Genomic DNA, 17,573 nt, shown 5'->3' with positions numbered 1-17,573 from the left:
AATCGCGCGATGCCGCAGACCGTCGCGCTGTACGACACCGCCGCCCTGCGCGCGCTGGAACAGCGCGCGGCGCAGGCGCTCGGCGACGACTTCCTGCTGATGCAGCGCGCCGGCCGGGCGGCGTGGCGTTGCCTGCTGGCGCACTGGCCGCAGGCCCAGCGCATCGCCGTGGTCTGCGGGCCGGGCAACAACGGCGGCGACGGCTACGTGCTGGCGACGCAGGCGCTGGCGTCCGGGCGCCAGGTGCAGGTGCTGCGGCTGGCCGGGCACGCGCCGCGCAGCGCGCTGGCGCAGCGGGCCCACGCCGACTTCGAACGCGCCGGCGGCCAGGTCGCGGTGTTCCAGGGCGCGTTGCCCGCCGCCGACGTGGTGGTCGATGCCGTGTTCGGCATCGGCCTGACACGGGCGCCGGATGCCGAGTGCGCGGCGCTGATCGCCGCGATCAACGCCGGCCCCGCGCCGGTGTTCGCGCTCGACGTCCCCAGCGGGGTCGACGCCGACCGCGGCAGCGTCCCCGGCAGCGCGGTGCGGGCGGCGCGCACGCTGCAGTTCATCACGCCGCACCGCGGCCTGGTCACCGGCGCGGCGCTGGACCGGATCGGAGTCGCCGAGATCGCCCCCCTGGAACTGGATCCGGCGCTGTTGCGCTCGGTGCCGGTCGCCGCGGAGGCGTGGCCGGCCGGCGCGCTCGGCGACTGGCTGCCGGCGCGCCCGCGCGACAGCCACAAGGGCGACTACGGCCACGTGCTGTGCATCGGCGGCGACCACGGCAGCGGCGGCGCGATCGTGCTGTGCGCGCAGGCCGCGTTGCGCAGCGGCGCCGGTCTGGTCAGCGTGGCGACGCGGCGCGAGCACGTGACGGCGCTGCTGGCACGACAACCGGAAGCCATGGTCCACGTGGTCGAGACCGCGGCGGCGCTGGCGCCGCTGCTGCAGCGCGCCGATGTCGTCGCCATCGGCCCGGGCCTGGGGCAGGGCGGGTGGGGGCGCGAACTGCTGGACGCGGTGCTGGCCGCAGGCAAGCCGCTGCTGCTCGACGCCGATGCCCTCAACCTGCTGGCCGCTGCGCCGCGCGCGCTGCCCGCGGACACGATCCTCACTCCGCATCCGGGCGAAGCGGCGCGGCTGCTGGGCAGCGACAGCGCGCGCGTGCAGGCCGACCGCTACGCCGCCGCGCAGGCGCTGGCCGAGCGCCACGACTGCGTGGTCGTGCTCAAGGGCGCGGGCACGCTGGTCGCGGCGCCGCAACGCACGCCGCGGGCGATCGCGGCCGGCAATCCCGGCATGGCGGTGGGCGGCATGGGCGACCTGCTCAGCGGCGTGATCGCCGCGCTGCGCGCGCAAGGCCTGGCGGCCTTCGATGTGGCCGCCACGGGCGCGCTGTTGCACGCGGTCGCCGGCGATGTCGCGGCCGCCGCAGGCGAGCGCGGCATGCTGCCGTCGGACCTGCTGCCGCAGTTGCGCCGCTGCGCGAATCCGCACCCACAGGCTTGAGCACGATGGAACTCACGCTGCCCGACCCCGAAGCGACCCAGGCGCTCGCGCGCGCCCTGGCGGCGACGCAGCCGCGGTCGCCCGCGCGGGCGGTGGTCTACCTGCACGGGGACCTGGGCGCCGGCAAATCGACCCTGGCGCGCGCCTGGCTGCGTGCGCACGGGGTGACGGGCGCGATCCGCAGCCCGACCTACACCCTGGTCGAGCATTACCCGCTGCCGGAGGGGGGCCGCGCCCTGCACCTGGATCTGTACCGGATCGGCGATGCCGGCGAGCTCGAATTCCTGGCCCTGGACGACGCCGAGGCCAGTTTGTGGCTGGTGGAGTGGCCCGAGCACGGCGTTCGCGCGCTGCCGGCGCCCGATCTGGAGATCCGGCTGGCGCTGGCCGGCCCCGGGCGCGGCGCCCGGCTGCAAGCGGGGACGCCGGCGGGGACGGCATGGCTGGCGCGACTGGCCGAAAATACCCAGTTGCGACCCTTTTATGAATCCGGACCACAGGAAGTTGCGCCAGACCCCGGATAACTAAGGGAAAAATGCTTGCCAAGCCCGAAGTTTGGTGCTTGAATCCGGCCCATGCGCATCCGGGGGGCGACCGTTCAGCAATTCCTGCTCGCTACGGCCTTGCTGGCCGCGGTGTGCTGGAACCTGGCCCAGGCCGGGGAATTGCGCGGCGTGCGCGTGGACAGCGGGGCCACCGGCACCCGGGCCGAGTTGCGGCTGGACCGCGAGGTCGGCTTCAAGGTGATGGCCCTGTCCGGCCCCGACCGCCTGGTCGTCGACCTGCCCGGCGTGGACCTGCCCCGGACCCTGTCGCTGCCGTCCGGAGGCGGCCTGGTGCGAGCGGTGCGCAGCGGCCATCCGGTGCCGGGCACCGCCCGGATCGTGTTCGATCTGGCCGACGCGGTCGCAGTGCTGAAACCGCATTTCGAACCCGGGGCCGACGGTCCGCGTCTGGTGCTGGAATGGCCGGGCGACGGCGCGCCAGCGGGTCCGGCACCGGCGGCCGCCATGGCGACGCAGACCCCCACGGCCGACCCCACCCGCACCGCGGCGGCCGCGACCGCGCGCCTGATCGCGTCGCTGCCCGCGACGCCGCCGCCGGCCGCCCCCGATCCGCTGGCGATCCTCACCCAGGGCGCCGCACAGAGCGCCGCGACGGCCCCGGGCCGCAGCGCCGCCCATGCGGCCGCCGCCCCGGAGTCGGCGGCCGGCCCGACCTCGCGCAGTGCCCAGGCCCCGGTCAAGACCGTGCAGGACATCGCCCGCCGCGCCGGCCTGCGACCGCTGATCATCGCCATCGACGCCGGCCACGGCGGTCAGGATCCGGGCGCACGCGGCGCCAACGGCAGCCGCGAGAAGGACATCACCCTGAAGATCGCGCGCGAACTGGCGCGTCAGGTCGACGCCACCCCCGGGCTCAAGGCGTACCTGACCCGCGAGGGCGACTACTTCATCCCGCTGGCGCAGCGCTACCAGAAGGCGCGCGCGGCCAAGGCCGACCTGTTCGTGTCGATCCACGCCGATTCCTTCACCAGCCCCGAGGCCAGCGGCTCCTCGGTGTTCGTGCTGTCGCAGCGCGGGGCCTCCTCGCAGGCCGCGCGCTGGCTGGCGCGGCAGGAGAACGCCGCCGACCTGGTCGGCGGGGTCAAGCTGCAGGACAAGGACGACACCCTGGCCTCGGTGCTGCTGGACCTGTCGCAAAGCGCGACCCAGAAAGCCTCCGAGAGCATGGCCGAGCAGGTCCTGGGCGGCCTCAAGCGCCTGGGCAAGACCCACAAGAGCCACATCGAGCGCGCCAACTTCGTGGTGCTGCGCTCGCCGGACGTGCCCTCGATGCTGGTCGAGACCGCCTTCATCTCCAATCCGGACGAGGAGCGCAAGCTCAACGATCCGCGCCACCAGTCGCAGCTGGCGCGCGCGATCCTCGACGGCGTCACCAGTTATTTCTCGCGGCAACCGCCGCCGGGCACGCTGTACGCCGCGCGCGCCGACGCGGCCGGCGGCGCCTACGGCGGCGGCAGCCCCTGAGCGGCCGCAGCGTCAAGCCGACGGTCCGACTCGCGCCGTCCCCGAGTCGCTATCATCACGGTTGAAATCGCCTGATGTCGCCGTCACCGGCGCCTGGGTCGCTGCCTTGAATCCGCCGTCGCCGTGACGATCCGCCAACTTCCCGACACCCTGATCAACCAGATCGCCGCCGGCGAGGTCGTCGAGCGGCCCGCGTCCGTGGTCAAGGAACTGGTCGAGAACGCGCTGGACGCCGGCGCACGCCGGATCGACATCGACCTGGAGGAAGGCGGCGTGCGCCTGATCCGGGTGCGCGACGACGGCGGCGGCATCGATGCGTCCGACCTGCCGCTGGCGGTCGCCCGCCATGCCACCAGCAAGATCGCCTCGCTCGACGACCTGGAAGCCGTCGCCACCCTCGGCTTCCGCGGCGAGGCGCTGCCCTCGATCGCCTCGGTCAGCCGCTTCGCGCTGGCCTCGCGCCGCGCCGGCAGCGAGCACGGCGCGGTGCTGCCGGTGGAGGGCGGGCGCATCGGCGCGGTGGCGCCGAAACCGCATCCGCCCGGCACCACGGTCGAGGTCCGCGACCTGTTCTACAACGTGCCAGCGCGGCGCAAGTTCCTGCGCGCCGAGCGCACCGAACTCGGGCACATCGAGGACTGGCTGCGCTCGCTGGCGCTGGCGCGGCCGGACGTGGAACTGCGGGTCGCGCACAACGGCAAGCCCGCGCGCCGCTACCGCGCGCTCGGATTGCTCGACGGCGACGCCCGGCAGACCGCGCCCGAGCGCCTGCTGGAAACGCTGGGCGAGGAATTCGCGCGCAACGCCCTGCGCATCGAGCACGTCGGCGCCGGCCTGCGTCTGCACGGCTGGATCGCGCGGCCGGCCTACAACCGCGCCAGCGCCGACCAGCAGTACCTGTATGTCAACGGCCGCAGCGTGCGCGACCGCAGCGTCGCGCACGCGGTGAAGCAGGCCTACGCCGACGTGCTGTTCCACGGCCGCCAGCCGGCGTACGTGCTGTTCCTGGAACTCGACCCGCGCGGCGTCGACGTCAACGTGCATCCGGCCAAGCACGAGGTACGCTTCCGCGAAGCGCGGCTGGTGCACGATTTCGTCTACCGCACGCTGCTCGAAGCGCTGGCCGAAACCCGCGCCGGCGCCACGGCGGCGATCGCGGAGCCGTTGTCGCCCGCGGCCGCGTCCCACGCGTTCGCCGGCGCGATGCCGCAGTCCCGGCTCGCGCTGCAGGGCCTGCCGCCCACCGCCGCTTCGGTCGACGAGGCGCGGGCGGGTTACGCGGCCCTGTACGGCACGCGCAGCGCGATCGCGGGCGGGGCGCCGGGGCCGGCGTTGCCGGCCTCCGACGATGCGACCCTGCCGCCGCTCGGCCACGCCATCGCGCAGCTGCACGGCATCTACATCCTGGCCGAGACCGCGGATGGCCTGATCGTGGTCGACATGCACGCCGCGCACGAGCGCATCGGCTACGAGAAGCTCAAGGCCGCGCACGACGGCATCGGCGTGCGCCGACAGCCGCTGCTGGTGCCGCAGGCCGTGGCGGTGTCCGCGCGCGAAGCCGAGATCGCCGAACGCGAGGCGGCGACGCTGGCCGATCTCGGATTCGAGGTGTCGCGCGCCGGCCCGCAGACGCTGCTGCTGCGCGCAGTGCCGGCCTTGCTGGCCGACGGCGACAGCGAGGCCTTGCTGCGCGACGTGCTGGCCGACCTGCGCGAGCACGGCGAGAGCCGCCGCGTCGCCGCCGCCCGCGACGAACTGCTGGCGACCATGGCCTGCCACGGCGCGGTGCGCGCCCATCGCCGCCTGACGCTGCCGGAAATGGATGCATTGCTGCGCGAGATGGAAGCCACCGAACGCTCCGGACAATGCAATCATGGGCGCCCGACCTGGGCCCGCTTCAGCCTGGCGGAGATCGACCGCTGGTTCCTGCGAGGACGTTGAGATGCCCCGAATCCGCCACCTGCTGCTGGCCGCCGCCGCGATCGCCCTGGTCGTGGGTTGCCAGCGCCACGACAACGAGGGAACACCGACCGTGGACCAGGCCGCCGCCGCCACCGCCTTTGCCCGCGCCGAACAGGCCTGGCGCGACCAGCGCCGCGAACGCCTGCTCGCCGCCGACGGCTGGGCCAGCCTGATCGGCTTGCACTGGATCGATCCGGGCAGCCATTACCTGGGCAGCGACGCCGACAACGGCATCCGCCTGGCGATGGGCCCGGAGCACCTGGGCATGCTCGACCTCAAGGGCGGGCAGTTGCGTTTCGTGCCGGACGCAGCCGCGGCGCCGACCCTGGACGGGCAGCCGCTCGCCGCCGCCGCGCCGCTGCGCACGGATACTGCGCCGGCGGGGCCGAGCGTGATCGGCTTCGACGCCGGCCGCGGCCAGGCCACGGTGATCGAGCGCGGCGGCCGCTACGCGTTGCGGGTCAAGCACGCCGATGCGCCCACGCGGGTGCGGTTCGCGGGCCTGGCGTACTGGCCGGCGGACGCGACGTGGAAAATCGAAGGCACCTTCGTGCCGCATCCGCCCGGCAAGACGCTGGAGATCGCCAACATCATCGGCACCGTCGACGCGGTACCCAATCCCGGCGCGGTCGAATTCACGCGCGACGGCAAGACCTACCGCCTCGAGGCGCTGGACGAGGGCGAGGGCGAGCTGTTCCTGGTGTTCGCCGACCGCACCAACGGCCGCGGCAGCTACGGCGCCGGGCGTTTCCTGTACGCGCCGATGCCCGACGCCGCCGGCAAGGTCGTGCTCGACTTCAACCGGTCCTACAATCCGCCGTGCGCGTTCACCGCGTTCGCGACCTGTCCGCTGCCGCCGCCGGAAAACCGCCTCGACCTGGCGATCACCGCCGGCGAGCAGGCCTACGCCAAACCGCCGCATTCCTGAGGGTTCCCATGCAGCTCCGTGCGTTGTTACTGGCATCGTGCACGGCGGCCCTGGTCGCCGCCTTCGCCCATGCTTCGGTGCCGCTCCCGGCGTCCGCGCCGCAGCCCGCGCAGGCACACGCGCAGCGTGCCCCGGCGGCTGCGCCGACGGCGGCCCCGCGCGCGGCAGTCGCACCGGCACCGCAAGCGCCGCCGCCGGTGCCGCTGTTGTGGAAGGTGTCCGGCGGCGCCGAGGGCGCGGGCGCGGGCACGGGGGCGGACGTCTACCTGCTCGGCTCCTTCCACCTGCTCAAGCCGACGGACTATCCGCTGGCGGCGGAGGTCGACGCCGCGTTCGCCGATGCCGAGTCGCTGCTGTTCGAGATGGCGCCGGAGGAGCTGGAATCGCCGGCGCTGGCGCTGCAGATGGGCCAGGCCGCATTGCGCGTGGACGGCACCCGCCTGGACAGCCAGCTGCCGGCGGACACCGCGCGCAAGCTGCAGGCGTGGTTCGCCGCCAACGCCGACGGCCTGCAGGCCACCGGGCTGACGCCGCAGGCGCTGCAGATGTTCGAGCCCTGGTTCGTCGGCCTGACGGTGAGCATCGTGGCGATGACCCGGGCCGGGCTCGATCCCGCGCTGGGCCTGGATCGCCACTTCGCGGACGCCGCGCGGCGGGCCGGCAAGCCGACCGCCGGGTTCGAGACCGGCGCGCAGCAGATCGCCTTCCTCGACGGCATGGACGCCGCCGAGCAACTGCAGTTGCTGGACGAGGCGCTGGGCGAGTCGGAACAGGGCGACCGCGAATTGCAGCAATTGCATGCGGCCTGGCGCGCGGGCGATGCCGCGACGCTGTGGGACGGCATGGCCACCGAGATGCAGCGCGACTACCCGGACCTGTATCGGCACGTCAACGTCGAGCGCAACGACGCCTGGCTGCCGCGGATCGAGCAGCGGCTGCAGGCGCCGGGCGACGACGACACCCTGGTGGTGGTCGGCGCGCTGCACCTGCTGGGCGCGGACGGCCTGGTCGAGAAGCTGCGCGCGCGCGGTTATCGCGTCGAACGCATCTGCGCGGCCTGCGAGACGCCGCACTAGGCGCAACGGCGAGTCGCGCCAGCGCACTGCGCTGCGCAAACTGCCGGGGAAAGCCTAAACGATGCGCCGAAGTCATCCCGGCGAACGCCGTGATCCGATGCCGGCGATGACGGACCGGGACACTGGGTCCCGGTATTCGCCGGGGCGGCGAATGGCCCTGCGCTAGACCAGCGGCGGCACCATCACGATGCAATCCACCGGGCAGGCGGGCACGCACAGCCCGCAGCCGGTGCACGGGGACTCGAGCACCGTGTGCATGTGTTTGGGCCCGCCGACGATGGCGTCGACCGGACACGCCTGGATGCACTTGGTGCAGCCGATGCAGGCGTCCTCCACGATCAACGCGACCTGCGCCGGCGTGTGCGCGCCGCGGCTGCGGTCGAAGGGCTTGGCCGCGACCCCGAGCACCTGCGCCAGCGCGCGGGCGCCGGCGTCGCCGCCGGGCGGGCAGCGGTCGATGTCTGCCTCGCCGCGCGCCAGCGCCTGCGCGTACGGCCGGCAGCCGGAGTAGCCGCACTGCCCGCACTGGGTCTGCGGCAGGATGCGGTCGAGGCGTTCGATCAGGTCGGGGGTGTCGGCCATGTCCGGTCGGGGGTGGCGGTGCAGGACCGCGGGCCCGGGGTGTCACTTCACCGGCATGCCCGGCTGCGCGCCGGCGTCGACACCCAGCAGGTGCAGCGCGCCGGCGTCGACACCGGCCGACAGGATCATGCCTTCGCTGACGCCGAAGCGCATCTTGCGCGGCGCCAGGTTGGCGATGAACACGACGTTGCGGCCGACCAGCGTGTCCGGCGCGCCGTAGCTGGCGCGGATCCCGGAGAAGATCTGGCGCTTGCCGAGCTCGCCGGCGTCGAGCTCGAAGCGCAGCAGCTTGTCGGAGCCTTCCACGAACTCGCAGGCCAGCACCTTGCCGATGCGCAGGTCGAGCCGGGCGAAGTCGTCGAGGGAGACCGTTGCCGCGGGCGCGGCGTCGCCCGCGGCCTTCGCGGCGGTGGCCTTCGCGGCCGGCGCTGCGCCCGCACCGGCAGGCGTGGCAGCGGGTGCGGTCGGCGCCGTGCCGGCAGGGGCCGGTACGGGGGCGGCGAGGGTGTCCTTCGAGGCTTCGGTCATGGCGGCGATCTGCTTGGGGTCGATGCGGGTGAACAGCGGCTGGTAGGCGGCGATGGCGTGACCCAGCAGCGGCGCGTCGGCGTCGCCCCAGCGTTGCAGCGGCGCGTCCAGGAATGTTTCCACCTGCCGCGCCAGCGCCGGCAGCACCGGCGCCAGCGCCAGCGCCAGCACCCGGAACAGGTTCAGGCCCTGGCTGCAGACCGCCTGCAACTCGGCGTCCGCGCCGTCCTGCTTGGCCAGCACCCAGGGCTTGCGTTCGTCGATGTAGCGGTTGGCCTCGTCGGCCAGCGCCATCGCCTGGCGCAGCACGCTGGCCGGCTCGTTGCGCGCGTAGGCCGCGCGGATCGGCGTCAGCGCGGCGGCGAAGCGCGCATAGGTCTCCGGTTCCGGCAACGCGCCGGCCAGCCGTCCGCCGAAGCGCTTGCCGATGAACCCGGCGCAACGGCTGGCGAGGTTGACGAACTTGCCGACCACGTCGGCGTTCACCCGCGCGACGAAGTCGGCCAGGTTCAGGTCCAGGTCCTCGACCCCGCCGGCGGACTTGGCCGCGAAGTAGTAGCGCAGCGCCTCTGGCGGCAGGCCGCTGTCGAGGTAGGTGCGCGCCATCACGAAGGTGCCGCGCGACTTCGACATCTTGGCGCCGTCCACGGTCAGGTAGCCGTTGACGTGCAGCCGCGTCGGCGCGCGCAGGCCGGCGCCGTGCAGCATCGCCGGCCAGAACAGGCCGTGGAAGTTGACGATGTCCTTGCCGATGAAATGGTGCAGCTCGGCCCGGCTGTCGGCGCCGATGTAGTCGTCGAACGCCAGCCCGCGGCGCTCGCACAGTGCCTGGAAGCTGGCCAGGTAGCCGATCGGCGCGTCGATCCAGACGTACAGGTACTTGCCCGGATGGCCGGGGATCTGGAAGCCGAAGTAGGGCGCGTCGCGGGAGATGTCCCAGGCGCGCAGGCCGCCGTCGCCGTCCAGCCACTCCTGCAGCTTGGCCTTGACCCCGGGCACGGCGACATCGCCGGCCAGCCACTGCCGCAGGAACGCCTCGAAGTGCCCGACTTCGAAGAAGAAATGCTCGGACTCGCGCAGCTCCGGCGTGGCGCCGCTGACCACCGAATACGGCGCCTTCAGCTCGGTCGGCGCATAGGTGGCGCCGCAATTCTCGCAGTTGTCGCCGTACTGGTCGGCCGCACCGCAGTTGGGGCAGGTGCCCTTGACGTAGCGGTCGGGCAGGAACATGCCCTTGACCGGATCGTAGAGCTGGGCGACCGAGCGTCGGGTGATGTGCCCGGCGGCGTCGAGTTTCGCGTAGATCGTCTCGGTCAGCGCGCGGTTGCCGGCGGAGTGGGTCGAGTCGTAATGGTCGAAGGCGACGCCGAAGTCGGCGAAGTCGCGTTCGTGCCCGGCCTGGATGCCGGCGATGAAAGCTTCCGGCGTGGTTCCGGCCTTCTCCGCGGCGAGCATGATCGGGGTGCCGTGGGTGTCGTCGGCGCAGACGTAATGCACGGTGTCGCCGGCCATGCGTCGCGCCCGCACCCAGATGTCGGCCTGGATGTAGCCCACCAGGTGGCCCAGGTGCAGCGGGCCGTTGGCGTAGGGCAGGGCGTTGGTGACGAGCGCGGTGCGGGGCATGGGCGACGTGCGTTTTGCGGCGACCGGCGATTATCGCACGCGGTCCCGACCGGTCCCGGCGAGCGCGCCCGGAAAACGCAAGGCCCGGCGGATGCCGGGCCTTGCGTCGTTGCGGTCGCTGCGGTCGCGGCGGTTATTCGCGCACCCAGACCTGCTGCCGGCAGATGAAGGCGATGCAGCCGGACATGCCCAGCTTGCGGCCGCCCTCGAGCAGTTCGACCTTGGACTTGTAGGTCTTGCCCTTGGCCGGATCCAGCACGGTGCCGCCGCTCCAGCGGTTGCCGTCGGGCTTCAGGCCCCAGAGGATGGTCATGCCCTTGACCGGCTTGTTGTGGTTGGCGCCCTTGCACTTGTCGCAGATCGGGTTCGGGCCCTTGTCGGAATGCAGGATCTCGACCACCCTGCCCTGCAGGGTGCCGTTGGTCATGCGGGTGATCTCGACGATCGACTTCACCTTGCCGGTTTCGTCGTCGATGGTCTTCCAGCGGCCCTCCGGCGAGCTCTGGGCGAAAGACGCCAACGGCAAGGCAAGCAGCAGCAGGGCGAACAGCTTGGCGCACTTGAATGGGGTACGCATGGATCTCCTCCGAGGGATGCTGGACGACCGGATGGCAAGGGCCGCCCGGGCTGGGGGAGTTATACCGCATCCGCCCGCGTATGGACGCGCCCGGCGCGACACGTTCCGCGACGGCGCGGCCGCGGCGGTCGCGGCGGTGCCGGTACAATGACGCCATGAACGAGATCGAAGAGAAGATCGCCGCGGTCCTCGACCCGGCTTGCGGCCTGCGCCTGTCCGAGACCGGTGCGCGCATCCGCGCCGCCGCCGGCGAAGGCGGGGCCGCGGTGGCGCTGGCGCTGGGCTATCCGCTGGGCGACGACGCGGTTGCGGCCCTGCGCGCGGCGGTCGCCGCCGCGCTGGCGCCGCTGCCGCTGGCCAGCTGCGAGATCGGCCACCGGATCGCCACGCACGCGCCGCAGCCCAACGTGGTGCCCTCGTCGCGGATCCGCAACATCCTCGCCATCGGTTCGGGCAAGGGCGGGGTCGGCAAGTCGACCACGGCGGTCAACCTGGCGCTGGCGCTGGCCGCCGACGGCGCCCGCGTGGGCGTGCTCGACGCCGACGTCTACGGCCCCAGCATCCCCACCATGCTCGGCCTGTCCGGGCGTCCGGACAGCCCCGACGGCAAGTCGATCGTGCCGCTGCGCGCGCACGGCATCGAGGCGATGTCGATCGGGCTGATGGTCGAGCACGACACGCCGATGATCTGGCGCGGGCCGATGGCGACCCAGGCCCTGACCCAGCTGCTGGAGCAGACCCTGTGGGGCGGGGAGACGGGCCTGGACTACCTGATCGTCGATCTGCCGCCGGGCACCGGCGACATCCAGCTGACGCTGGCGCAGAAGATCCCGGTCTCCGGCGCGATCGTCGTCACCACCCCGCAGGAAGTGGCGACGATGGACGCGCGCAAGGCGCTGAAGATGTTCGAGAAGGTCAAGGTGCCGGTGCTGGGGCTGGTGGAGAACATGGCGGTGCACGTGTGCAGCCAGTGCGGCCATGCCGAGCACATCTTCGGCCAGGGCGGCGGCGAGCGCATGGCGACGCAGTACGGGGTGGCGCTGCTGGGCAGCCTGCCGCTGGAGCTGGCGATCCGCGAGCAGGGCGACATCGGCGTGCCGGTGGTGGTCTCGGCGCCGGAGTCGACCGCGGCGCAGGCCTACCGCACCACCGCACGGGCGATCGCCGCGCGGCTGGCGGCGCGTCCGCGCGCGGCGATGTCGATCGCCGCCTCGATGGTCTAGGGGAGCACGCATGAGCATCAAGAGCGACCGCTGGATCCGCCGCATGGCGGAGCAGCAGGGCATGATCGAGCCGTTCGAGCCGGGCCAGGTCAAGACCGCCGGCGACGGCCGCCGCATCGTCAGCTACGGCACTTCCAGCTACGGCTACGACGTGCGCTGCTCGCGCGAGTTCAAGGTGTTCACCAACATCAACTCGACCATCGTCGACCCCAAGGCGTTCGACCCGGGCAGCTTCGTCGACGTCGAGGCCGACGTGTGCATCATTCCGCCCAATTCCTTCGCGCTGGCGCGCACGATGGAGTTCTTCCGCATCCCGCGCGACACCCTGGTGGTGTGCCTGGGCAAGAGCACCTACGCGCGCTGCGGGATCATCGTCAACGTCACCCCGCTGGAGCCGGAGTGGGAAGGCCACGTGACCCTGGAGTTCTCCAACACCACGCCGCTGCCGGCCAAGATCTACGCCGGCGAAGGCGTGGCGCAGATGCTGTTCTTCCAGGCCGCCGCGGACGACGTCTGCGAGACTTCCTACCGCGATCGCGGCGGCAAGTACCAGGGCCAGACCGGGGTCACGTTGCCGCGGACCTGATCGCCTGCTCCAACGAGCGGCTACGGCTTCCGATAGGTGACGAAGAAGCCCTGCAGGTCGCCGTTCTCGATGTAGGGCGCCACGTCCACGATCTGGTAGCCGCGGCTGGCGAACGCCTGGTGCGCGCGGCTCAGCGCATTGGCCGCGCCCTGGTTGCGGAAGCCCCAACTCGCATCGACCCAGATCGTGACCGCGGCCAGGTTGGCGCGCGCGGCTTCCTCGGCCGACTGCTCCGGCGATTTGTCGAACAGGCCCGCGTGCGCGGGCCACGTGGTCGCCATCGTCGTGGTGGCGAGCAGGGCGGCAAGCAGCAGCTGTTTCATGCGGGCGTTCAGGTCCGTAGCGCGTCGCGCAGCTGGGCGATGCGCTCCACCAGCGCCTCGGGCGTGTACGGCCGCGCCGCGACCCGGCCCCAGACCGGCGCCGGCCAGGCCGGATCGTGCTCGTAGCGGGCGATCACGTGCACGTGCAGTTGCGGCACCAGGTTGCCGAGCGCGGCGACGTTGAGCTTGTGCGGCTGGAACACGTCGCGCAGCACGCGTGCGGCGATGTCGACCTCGTCGCCGAGCACATGCCGTTGCGTGGCATCCAGGTCGATCAGCTCGCGCGCCTGCGGCAGCCGCGGCACCAGGACCAGCCAGGGGTAATTGGCATCGTCCATCAGCCGCAGCTCGCACAGCGCCAGGGCCGCGACCGGATGGGTATCGGCGGCCAGCTGCGGATGCAGCTCGTAGCGTTGCGGGGCGTTGGCGTGCCGGGGCATGGCGGTCTCCTTCGTGGCGCTCAACCCAGCGCGCCGGCGAACAGTTCCATGGCGCGCGCGTGCGCGCTGCGTGCGCTGGCTGCGTCGTAGACGGCCGGGTCGCTGTCGCGGTTGAAGGCATGGCCGGCGGGGTAGGTCCAGACCTCGGCCGCCGGCAGTTTCGCGCGGTGCGCGGCGACGGCTTGCGGCGGGATCGAGCGGTCGTGCTCGCCGAAATGGAACTGCATCGGCGCGCGCAGCGGTTCGTCCAGGAACGGCAGGTTGCGGGCGCCGTAATAGCTGACCGCGGGCAGCCCGAGCCGGACGTTGCCGAGCAGGGCGATGGTGCCGCCCCAGCAGAAGCCGACCACCCCGACCTTGAGGCCCTCGCTGCACAGCAGTTTCGCCGCCGCTGCGGTGATGGCGACGGCGCGGTCGAAGCCGAGTTCATCGACCAGCGCCTTGCCGCGAGCGACGCCGTCCCGGCCGTAGTCGAGCTCGACCCCGCGCTCGATCGGGTCGAAATACGCCGGCGCCAGCGCCACATAGCCTTCGGCGGCGTAATGGTCGACGACGCTGCGCAGGTGCGCGTTGACGCCGAAAATCTCCTGCACCACCACCAGCGCGCCGCGCGGCGCTTCCACCGGGTCGGCGCGCCAGCCGCCGATGCTGCCGGACGGCGTCTCGAAGGCGATGTCCCGGCCCATGTTCACTCCCCGTGGCTGCGGAATAATCGGTGCGGGATCCGATTCTAGCCCCGGACTATAATCCGCGCCCCTCACGCGGTAGCGCCCGATGCCCCCGACCCGTCCCGCAGCCCCCGCCCCGGACGCCGCCGGCCCCAAAGTCGGCTTCGTCAGCCTCGGCTGCCCCAAGGCGCTGGTGGACTCCGAGCGCATCCTGACCCAGCTGCGGGGCGAGGGCTACGACCTGGTACAGAGCTACGACGACGCCGACGTGGTGGTGGTCAACACCTGCGGTTTCATCGATTCCGCGGTGGCCGAATCGCTGGATGCGATCGGCGAGGCCATGGCCGAGAACGGCAAGGTCATCGTCACCGGCTGCCTGGGCAAGCGCGCCGACGTGATCCGCCAGGCGCACCCCGGCGTGCTGTCGATCAGCGGCCCGCAGGACTACGCCAGCGTGATGGACGCGGTGCACGCCGCGGTGCCGCCGACGCACAACCCCTTCGTCGACCTGCTGCCGGACTATGGCCTCAAGCTGACGCCGAAGCACTACGCGTACCTGAAGATTTCCGAGGGCTGCAACCATCGCTGCAGCTTCTGCATCATCCCGTCCATGCGCGGCGACCTGGTCTCGCGGCCGGTGGACGAGGTGCTGCGCGAGGCCGAGAAGCTGGTGCGCGGCGGCGTCAAGGAGCTGCTGGTGGTGTCGCAGGACACCAGCGCCTACGGCGTGGACCTGAAGTACGCGCCGCGGCTGTGGGGCAGCAACGTGTACGAGACGCGGATGAAGGCGCTGTGCGAAGGCCTGTCCACGCTGGGCGTGTGGACGCGCCTGCACTACGTCTACCCGTACCCGCACGTGGACGACGTGATCCCGCTGATGGCGGAGGGCAAGCTGCTGCCGTACCTGGACATCCCGTTCCAGCACGCCAGCCCACGCATCCTCAAGCTGATGAAGCGCCCGGGCGCGGTGGACAAGACCCTGGAGCGCATCCAGCGCTGGCGCGCGATCTGCCCGGACCTCACCCTGCGCAGTACCTTCATCGTCGGCTTCCCCGGCGAGACCGACGCCGAGTTCGAGGCGCTGCTGGACTTCCTCGACGAAGCGCAGCTGGACCGCGTCGGCGCGTTCGCCTATTCGCCGGTGGAAGGCGCCGCGGCCAATGCGCTGCCCGACCCGGTGCCGGACGACGTGAAGCAGGAGCGGCTGGCCCGGTTCATGCAGCGCCAGGCCGACATCAGCGCGGCGAAACTCGAGGCCAAGGTCGGCAGCGTGCAGCGCTGCTTGGTCGATGCCATCGATGGTGAGCTCGCCATCGCGCGTTCGATGGCCGATGCGCCGGAGATCGACGGCCTGGTGCAGATCCAGAACGGCCGCGATGCGGGCCTGCAGCCGGGGCAGTTCGCCGATGTCGAGATCCTCGGCAGCGACGAGCACGACCTCTACGGCGAAGTGGCCGTATAGCACGCAGCAGCCTGCGGCTGCGCGGTTCGTCTCGCCCACGGCTTGCCGACTCCGTGAGGGCCGCCGCGAGCCCCGCCCTGCAAGGCGGGACACGCCGTGAATACGTCCATGTAGGCTTTTCAGCGACATCCATGTCGCTGAAAGTCCCGCCTCGCAAGCCGGGACTCACGGCGGCTGCACTAGGGTTGCCCCGGACTCTTGGCGGCCGAAGATCGTGATCCCGCATGTCTTCATGGGCGTCGCGCCTGCGGGCCTGTCGGGCGGGGGTTTCGGCGGCATGGATGCCGCCGAAAAGCCTACATGGATGTAACTTGCGGCGTCCCCCGACTGGCAGGCCCGCAGGCGCGGCGGACCCGTCACGGAGCCGGCAAGCTTTTTGCGTGAAGAACCGCTCGGCGGCGATGCCGCTCCGGCGGCGGAGACTGGGCGTAGCATCGGGGCATGGCGATGGCTGCGCCCGCTCCGGCATACGAATGGCGCACGGTGCTGCGGCATCGGGCGCCCTTGCGCTGGATGCACTGGATCAACCTCGCCTGCCTGCTGGCCCTGGTCGGCAGCGGCCTGCAGATCTTCAATGCGCATCCGGCGTTGTACTGGGGCGTGGCCTCGGATTTCGAGCATCCGTTGTTGGCGATCACCGCGGTGCGCGGCGCCGACGGCAGGGGCCGCGGCGTCACCGTCGTCGGCCGCGTCGCCGTCGACACCACCGGCGTGCTCGGCGTGTCCGCGGACGCGGACGGGCGCATGGTCCAGCGCGGCTTCCCCGGCTGGGCGACGATCCCCGGCCCGCGCTCGCTGGCGCTGGGGCGGCGCTGGCATTTCTTCTTCGCCTGGCTGTGGGCGATCAACGGCGCCTGCTACCTGGGCTGGTCGCTGGCCAGCGGCCACCTGCGGCGCGAACTGGCGATGCGGCGCGAGGACTGGCGCGGCATCGGCCGCTCGATCGCCGACCACCTGCGCTTCCGCCACCCGCTGGGCGAGGACGCGATGCGCTACAACCCGCTGCAGAAACTCGCCTACCTCGGCGTGGTGCTGGGGCTGGCGCCGATGGCGCTGCTGACCGGGCTGTCGATGTCGCCGCAGCTCGACAGCCTGCTGGGCGGCTGGCTGGCGCTGATCGGCGGCCGGCAGTCGGCGCGCACGCTGCATTTCGCGGTCATGGCGCTGTTGGTGCTGTTCACCGTGGTGCACGTGCTGATGGTGGTGTACGCCGGCCCGGTGAACGGCTTGCGCTCGATGCTCAGCGGCCGCTTCCGCATCCGCTGGCCGCGGGCGCCGGAGGCCGGCCATGACTGAGCGCGTGCTGCTCGCGCGCCGGCGCCTGTTGCGCGGGGCCATCGCCGGCGCCGGGGCGGGCCTGCTGGCCGGTTGCGACGCGCTCTCGCGCAGCCGACGTTTCGTCGACCTGCTGGCGCTGGCCGAGCCGCTGACCCTGCACAGCCAGCGACTGTTGAGCGGCGACCGGCTGGCGACGGAATTCCCGGAATCGATGCTCTCGCCGCAGTTCCGCCCCAACGGCTCGATCGATCCGCGCACGCCCGAGTACCTGGCGCTCAAGGCCGACGGTTTCCGCGGCTATCGGCTGCGCATCGACGGCCTGGTCGAGCGGCCGCTGCAGTTCTCCCTGGACGCGCTGCGCGCGCTGCCGGCGCGCACCCAGGTGACCCGCCACGACTGCGTCGAGGGCTGGAGCGTGATCGGCAAGTGGCGCGGGGTGCCGCTGGCGCAGCTGCTCGACCTGGCCCGGCCCCGGCCCGGGGCGCGCTTCGTGGTGTTCCACTGCTTCGACGACCTGGCCGGCGACGGCTCGCGCTATTACGAGAGCGTCGACCTGCTGGACGCCTACCACCCGCAGACGCTCGCCGCCTACGCGCTCAACGACGCCCCGCTGCCCGTCGCCAACGGCGCGCCGCTGCGGATGCGGATCGAGCGCAAGCTCGGCTACAAGCAGCCCAAGTACGTGCATACCGTCGAGGTCGTGGCCGGCTACGGCGCGATCGTCGGCGGCCGCGGCGGCTACTGGGAGGACCGCGACTACGACTGGTACGGCGGCATCTGAGCGGCCGCGGCG

16 protein-coding genes and 2 pseudogenes are annotated in these 17,573 nt (G+C 72.2%); 12 read left to right on the top strand and 6 right to left on the bottom strand.

What is annotated here, in order from left to right:
• The first annotated feature begins 9 nt into the window (after positions 1-9).
• The 7 genes and pseudogenes from D0Y53_RS10385 to D0Y53_RS10360 all read left to right on the top strand — a co-directional run bounded on the left by D0Y53_RS10385 (position 10) and on the right by D0Y53_RS10360 (position 7,490).
• Positions 10-1,494 (top strand): NAD(P)H-hydrate dehydratase, encoded by a 1,485-nt coding sequence (locus tag D0Y53_RS10385; RefSeq protein ID WP_117203199.1) that lies wholly within the window; start codon positions 10-12, stop codon positions 1,492-1,494.
• 5 nt (positions 1,495-1,499) lie between these two features.
• Positions 1,500-2,018, top strand: a complete 519-nt coding sequence (gene tsaE / locus D0Y53_RS10380) for a tRNA (adenosine(37)-N6)-threonylcarbamoyltransferase complex ATPase subunit type 1 TsaE (protein ID WP_117203197.1) — start codon at positions 1,500-1,502, stop codon at positions 2,016-2,018.
• 51 nt (positions 2,019-2,069) lie between these two features.
• The gene (locus D0Y53_RS10375) at positions 2,070-3,524 is read left to right on the top strand and encodes an N-acetylmuramoyl-L-alanine amidase (protein ID WP_117203195.1); all 1,455 of its coding nucleotides are present in this window, start codon (positions 2,070-2,072) and stop codon (positions 3,522-3,524) included.
• Positions 3,525-3,647: 123 nt separating this feature from the next.
• Positions 3,648-4,674 (top strand): annotated as a pseudogene (gene mutL, locus D0Y53_RS13295) (DNA mismatch repair endonuclease MutL); the annotation flags it as partial.
• A 98-nt stretch (positions 4,675-4,772) separates the two neighbouring features.
• A pseudogene (locus tag D0Y53_RS13290) lies at positions 4,773-5,465 on the top strand (DNA mismatch repair MutL family protein); the annotation flags it as partial.
• Position 5,466: 1 nt separating this feature from the next.
• Positions 5,467-6,414 carry a DUF1684 domain-containing protein gene (locus tag D0Y53_RS10365; RefSeq protein WP_117203191.1) on the top strand — a complete coding sequence of 316 codons (948 nt, stop codon included), beginning with the start codon at positions 5,467-5,469 and terminating at the stop codon, positions 6,412-6,414.
• Between the two features lie 197 nt (positions 6,415-6,611).
• A complete protein-coding gene (locus D0Y53_RS10360; protein ID WP_233511750.1) occupies positions 6,612-7,490 on the top strand; it encodes a TraB/GumN family protein in 879 nt (292 codons plus the stop codon).
• A 162-nt stretch (positions 7,491-7,652) separates the two neighbouring features.
• On the opposite strand, the gene rnfB is transcribed toward D0Y53_RS10360, so the two are convergent.
• The 3 genes from rnfB to D0Y53_RS10345 all read right to left on the bottom strand — a co-directional run bounded on the left by rnfB (position 7,653) and on the right by D0Y53_RS10345 (position 10,800).
• Positions 7,653-8,072, bottom strand: a complete 420-nt coding sequence (gene rnfB, locus D0Y53_RS10355; RefSeq protein WP_117203186.1) for an Rnf electron transport complex subunit RnfB — start codon at positions 8,070-8,072, stop codon at positions 7,653-7,655.
• A 42-nt stretch (positions 8,073-8,114) separates the two neighbouring features.
• Entirely contained in the window at positions 8,115-10,223 is a 2,109-nt protein-coding gene (metG, locus tag D0Y53_RS10350; RefSeq protein WP_117203184.1) for a methionine--tRNA ligase, read from the bottom strand.
• Positions 10,224-10,356: 133 nt separating this feature from the next.
• Positions 10,357-10,800, bottom strand: coding sequence for a DUF2147 domain-containing protein (locus tag D0Y53_RS10345; protein ID WP_117203182.1), 444 nt, complete (start codon positions 10,798-10,800; stop codon positions 10,357-10,359).
• A 155-nt stretch (positions 10,801-10,955) separates the two neighbouring features.
• Between D0Y53_RS10345 and apbC the strand changes: the two genes are divergently transcribed.
• Together apbC and dcd are read left to right on the top strand one after the other, a co-directional pair.
• Entirely contained in the window at positions 10,956-12,023 is a 1,068-nt protein-coding gene (gene apbC / locus D0Y53_RS10340; protein WP_117203180.1) for an iron-sulfur cluster carrier protein ApbC, read from the top strand.
• 10 nt (positions 12,024-12,033) lie between these two features.
• Positions 12,034-12,609 carry a dCTP deaminase gene (gene dcd / locus D0Y53_RS10335; RefSeq protein ID WP_117203178.1) on the top strand — a complete coding sequence of 192 codons (576 nt, stop codon included), beginning with the start codon at positions 12,034-12,036 and terminating at the stop codon, positions 12,607-12,609.
• 20 nt (positions 12,610-12,629) lie between these two features.
• Here dcd and D0Y53_RS10330 read toward each other — a convergent pair whose 3' ends face one another.
• The 3 genes from D0Y53_RS10330 to D0Y53_RS10320 are packed head-to-tail and all read right to left on the bottom strand — an operon-like array spanning position 12,630 to position 14,058.
• Entirely contained in the window at positions 12,630-12,932 is a 303-nt protein-coding gene (locus D0Y53_RS10330) for a hypothetical protein (protein WP_117203176.1), read from the bottom strand.
• 8 nt (positions 12,933-12,940) lie between these two features.
• Positions 12,941-13,372, bottom strand: coding sequence for an HIT family protein (locus tag D0Y53_RS10325; protein ID WP_117203258.1), 432 nt, complete (start codon positions 13,370-13,372; stop codon positions 12,941-12,943).
• A gap of 20 nt (positions 13,373-13,392) precedes the next feature.
• Positions 13,393-14,058, bottom strand: a complete 666-nt coding sequence (locus D0Y53_RS10320; protein WP_117203175.1) for a dienelactone hydrolase family protein — start codon at positions 14,056-14,058, stop codon at positions 13,393-13,395.
• 88 nt (positions 14,059-14,146) lie between these two features.
• On the opposite strand from D0Y53_RS10320, the gene rimO reads away from it, so the two are divergent.
• The 3 genes from rimO to D0Y53_RS10305 all read left to right on the top strand — a co-directional run bounded on the left by rimO (position 14,147) and on the right by D0Y53_RS10305 (position 17,561).
• Positions 14,147-15,502 carry a 30S ribosomal protein S12 methylthiotransferase RimO gene (rimO, locus tag D0Y53_RS10315; protein WP_117203174.1) on the top strand — a complete coding sequence of 452 codons (1,356 nt, stop codon included), beginning with the start codon at positions 14,147-14,149 and terminating at the stop codon, positions 15,500-15,502.
• A 441-nt stretch (positions 15,503-15,943) separates the two neighbouring features.
• Entirely contained in the window at positions 15,944-16,798 is an 855-nt protein-coding gene (locus D0Y53_RS10310) for a cytochrome b/b6 domain-containing protein (protein ID WP_199492044.1), read from the top strand.
• Positions 16,791-17,561 (top strand): molybdopterin-dependent oxidoreductase, encoded by a 771-nt coding sequence (locus D0Y53_RS10305; RefSeq protein WP_117203172.1) that lies wholly within the window; start codon positions 16,791-16,793, stop codon positions 17,559-17,561. The genes D0Y53_RS10310 and D0Y53_RS10305 overlap by 8 nt, the downstream gene beginning before the upstream one ends.
• Positions 17,562-17,573 lie beyond the last annotated feature (12 nt).

The sequence above is a fragment of the Cognatiluteimonas weifangensis genome, assembly GCF_003416885.1.
Lineage (GTDB): Bacteria > Pseudomonadota > Gammaproteobacteria > Xanthomonadales > Xanthomonadaceae > Cognatiluteimonas > Cognatiluteimonas weifangensis.
Note: the sequence above shows the minus strand (reverse complement) of the source record. Positions and strands in the feature narration are given on the sequence as shown.

Coding starts and splice junctions, on each gene's coding strand:
- D0Y53_RS10385 (WP_117203199.1), top strand. CDS start 10: ATGCCGCAGACCGTCGCGCTGTACGACACCGCCGCCCTGCGCGCGCTG.
- tsaE (WP_117203197.1), top strand. CDS start 1,500: ATGGAACTCACGCTGCCCGACCCCGAAGCGACCCAGGCGCTCGCGCGC.
- D0Y53_RS10375 (WP_117203195.1), top strand. CDS start 2,070: ATGCGCATCCGGGGGGCGACCGTTCAGCAATTCCTGCTCGCTACGGCC.
- D0Y53_RS10365 (WP_117203191.1), top strand. CDS start 5,467: ATGCCCCGAATCCGCCACCTGCTGCTGGCCGCCGCCGCGATCGCCCTG.
- rnfB (WP_117203186.1), bottom strand. CDS start 8,072: ATGGCCGACACCCCCGACCTGATCGAACGCCTCGACCGCATCCTGCCG.
- metG (WP_117203184.1), bottom strand. CDS start 10,223: ATGCCCCGCACCGCGCTCGTCACCAACGCCCTGCCCTACGCCAACGGC.
- D0Y53_RS10345 (WP_117203182.1), bottom strand. CDS start 10,800: ATGCGTACCCCATTCAAGTGCGCCAAGCTGTTCGCCCTGCTGCTGCTT.
- apbC (WP_117203180.1), top strand. CDS start 10,956: ATGAACGAGATCGAAGAGAAGATCGCCGCGGTCCTCGACCCGGCTTGC.
- dcd (WP_117203178.1), top strand. CDS start 12,034: ATGAGCATCAAGAGCGACCGCTGGATCCGCCGCATGGCGGAGCAGCAG.
- D0Y53_RS10330 (WP_117203176.1), bottom strand. CDS start 12,932: ATGAAACAGCTGCTGCTTGCCGCCCTGCTCGCCACCACGACGATGGCG.
- D0Y53_RS10325 (WP_117203258.1), bottom strand. CDS start 13,372: ATGCCCCGGCACGCCAACGCCCCGCAACGCTACGAGCTGCATCCGCAG.
- D0Y53_RS10320 (WP_117203175.1), bottom strand. CDS start 14,058: ATGGGCCGGGACATCGCCTTCGAGACGCCGTCCGGCAGCATCGGCGGC.
- rimO (WP_117203174.1), top strand. CDS start 14,147: ATGCCCCCGACCCGTCCCGCAGCCCCCGCCCCGGACGCCGCCGGCCCC.
- D0Y53_RS10310 (WP_199492044.1), top strand. CDS start 15,944: ATGGCGATGGCTGCGCCCGCTCCGGCATACGAATGGCGCACGGTGCTG.
- D0Y53_RS10305 (WP_117203172.1), top strand. CDS start 16,791: ATGACTGAGCGCGTGCTGCTCGCGCGCCGGCGCCTGTTGCGCGGGGCC.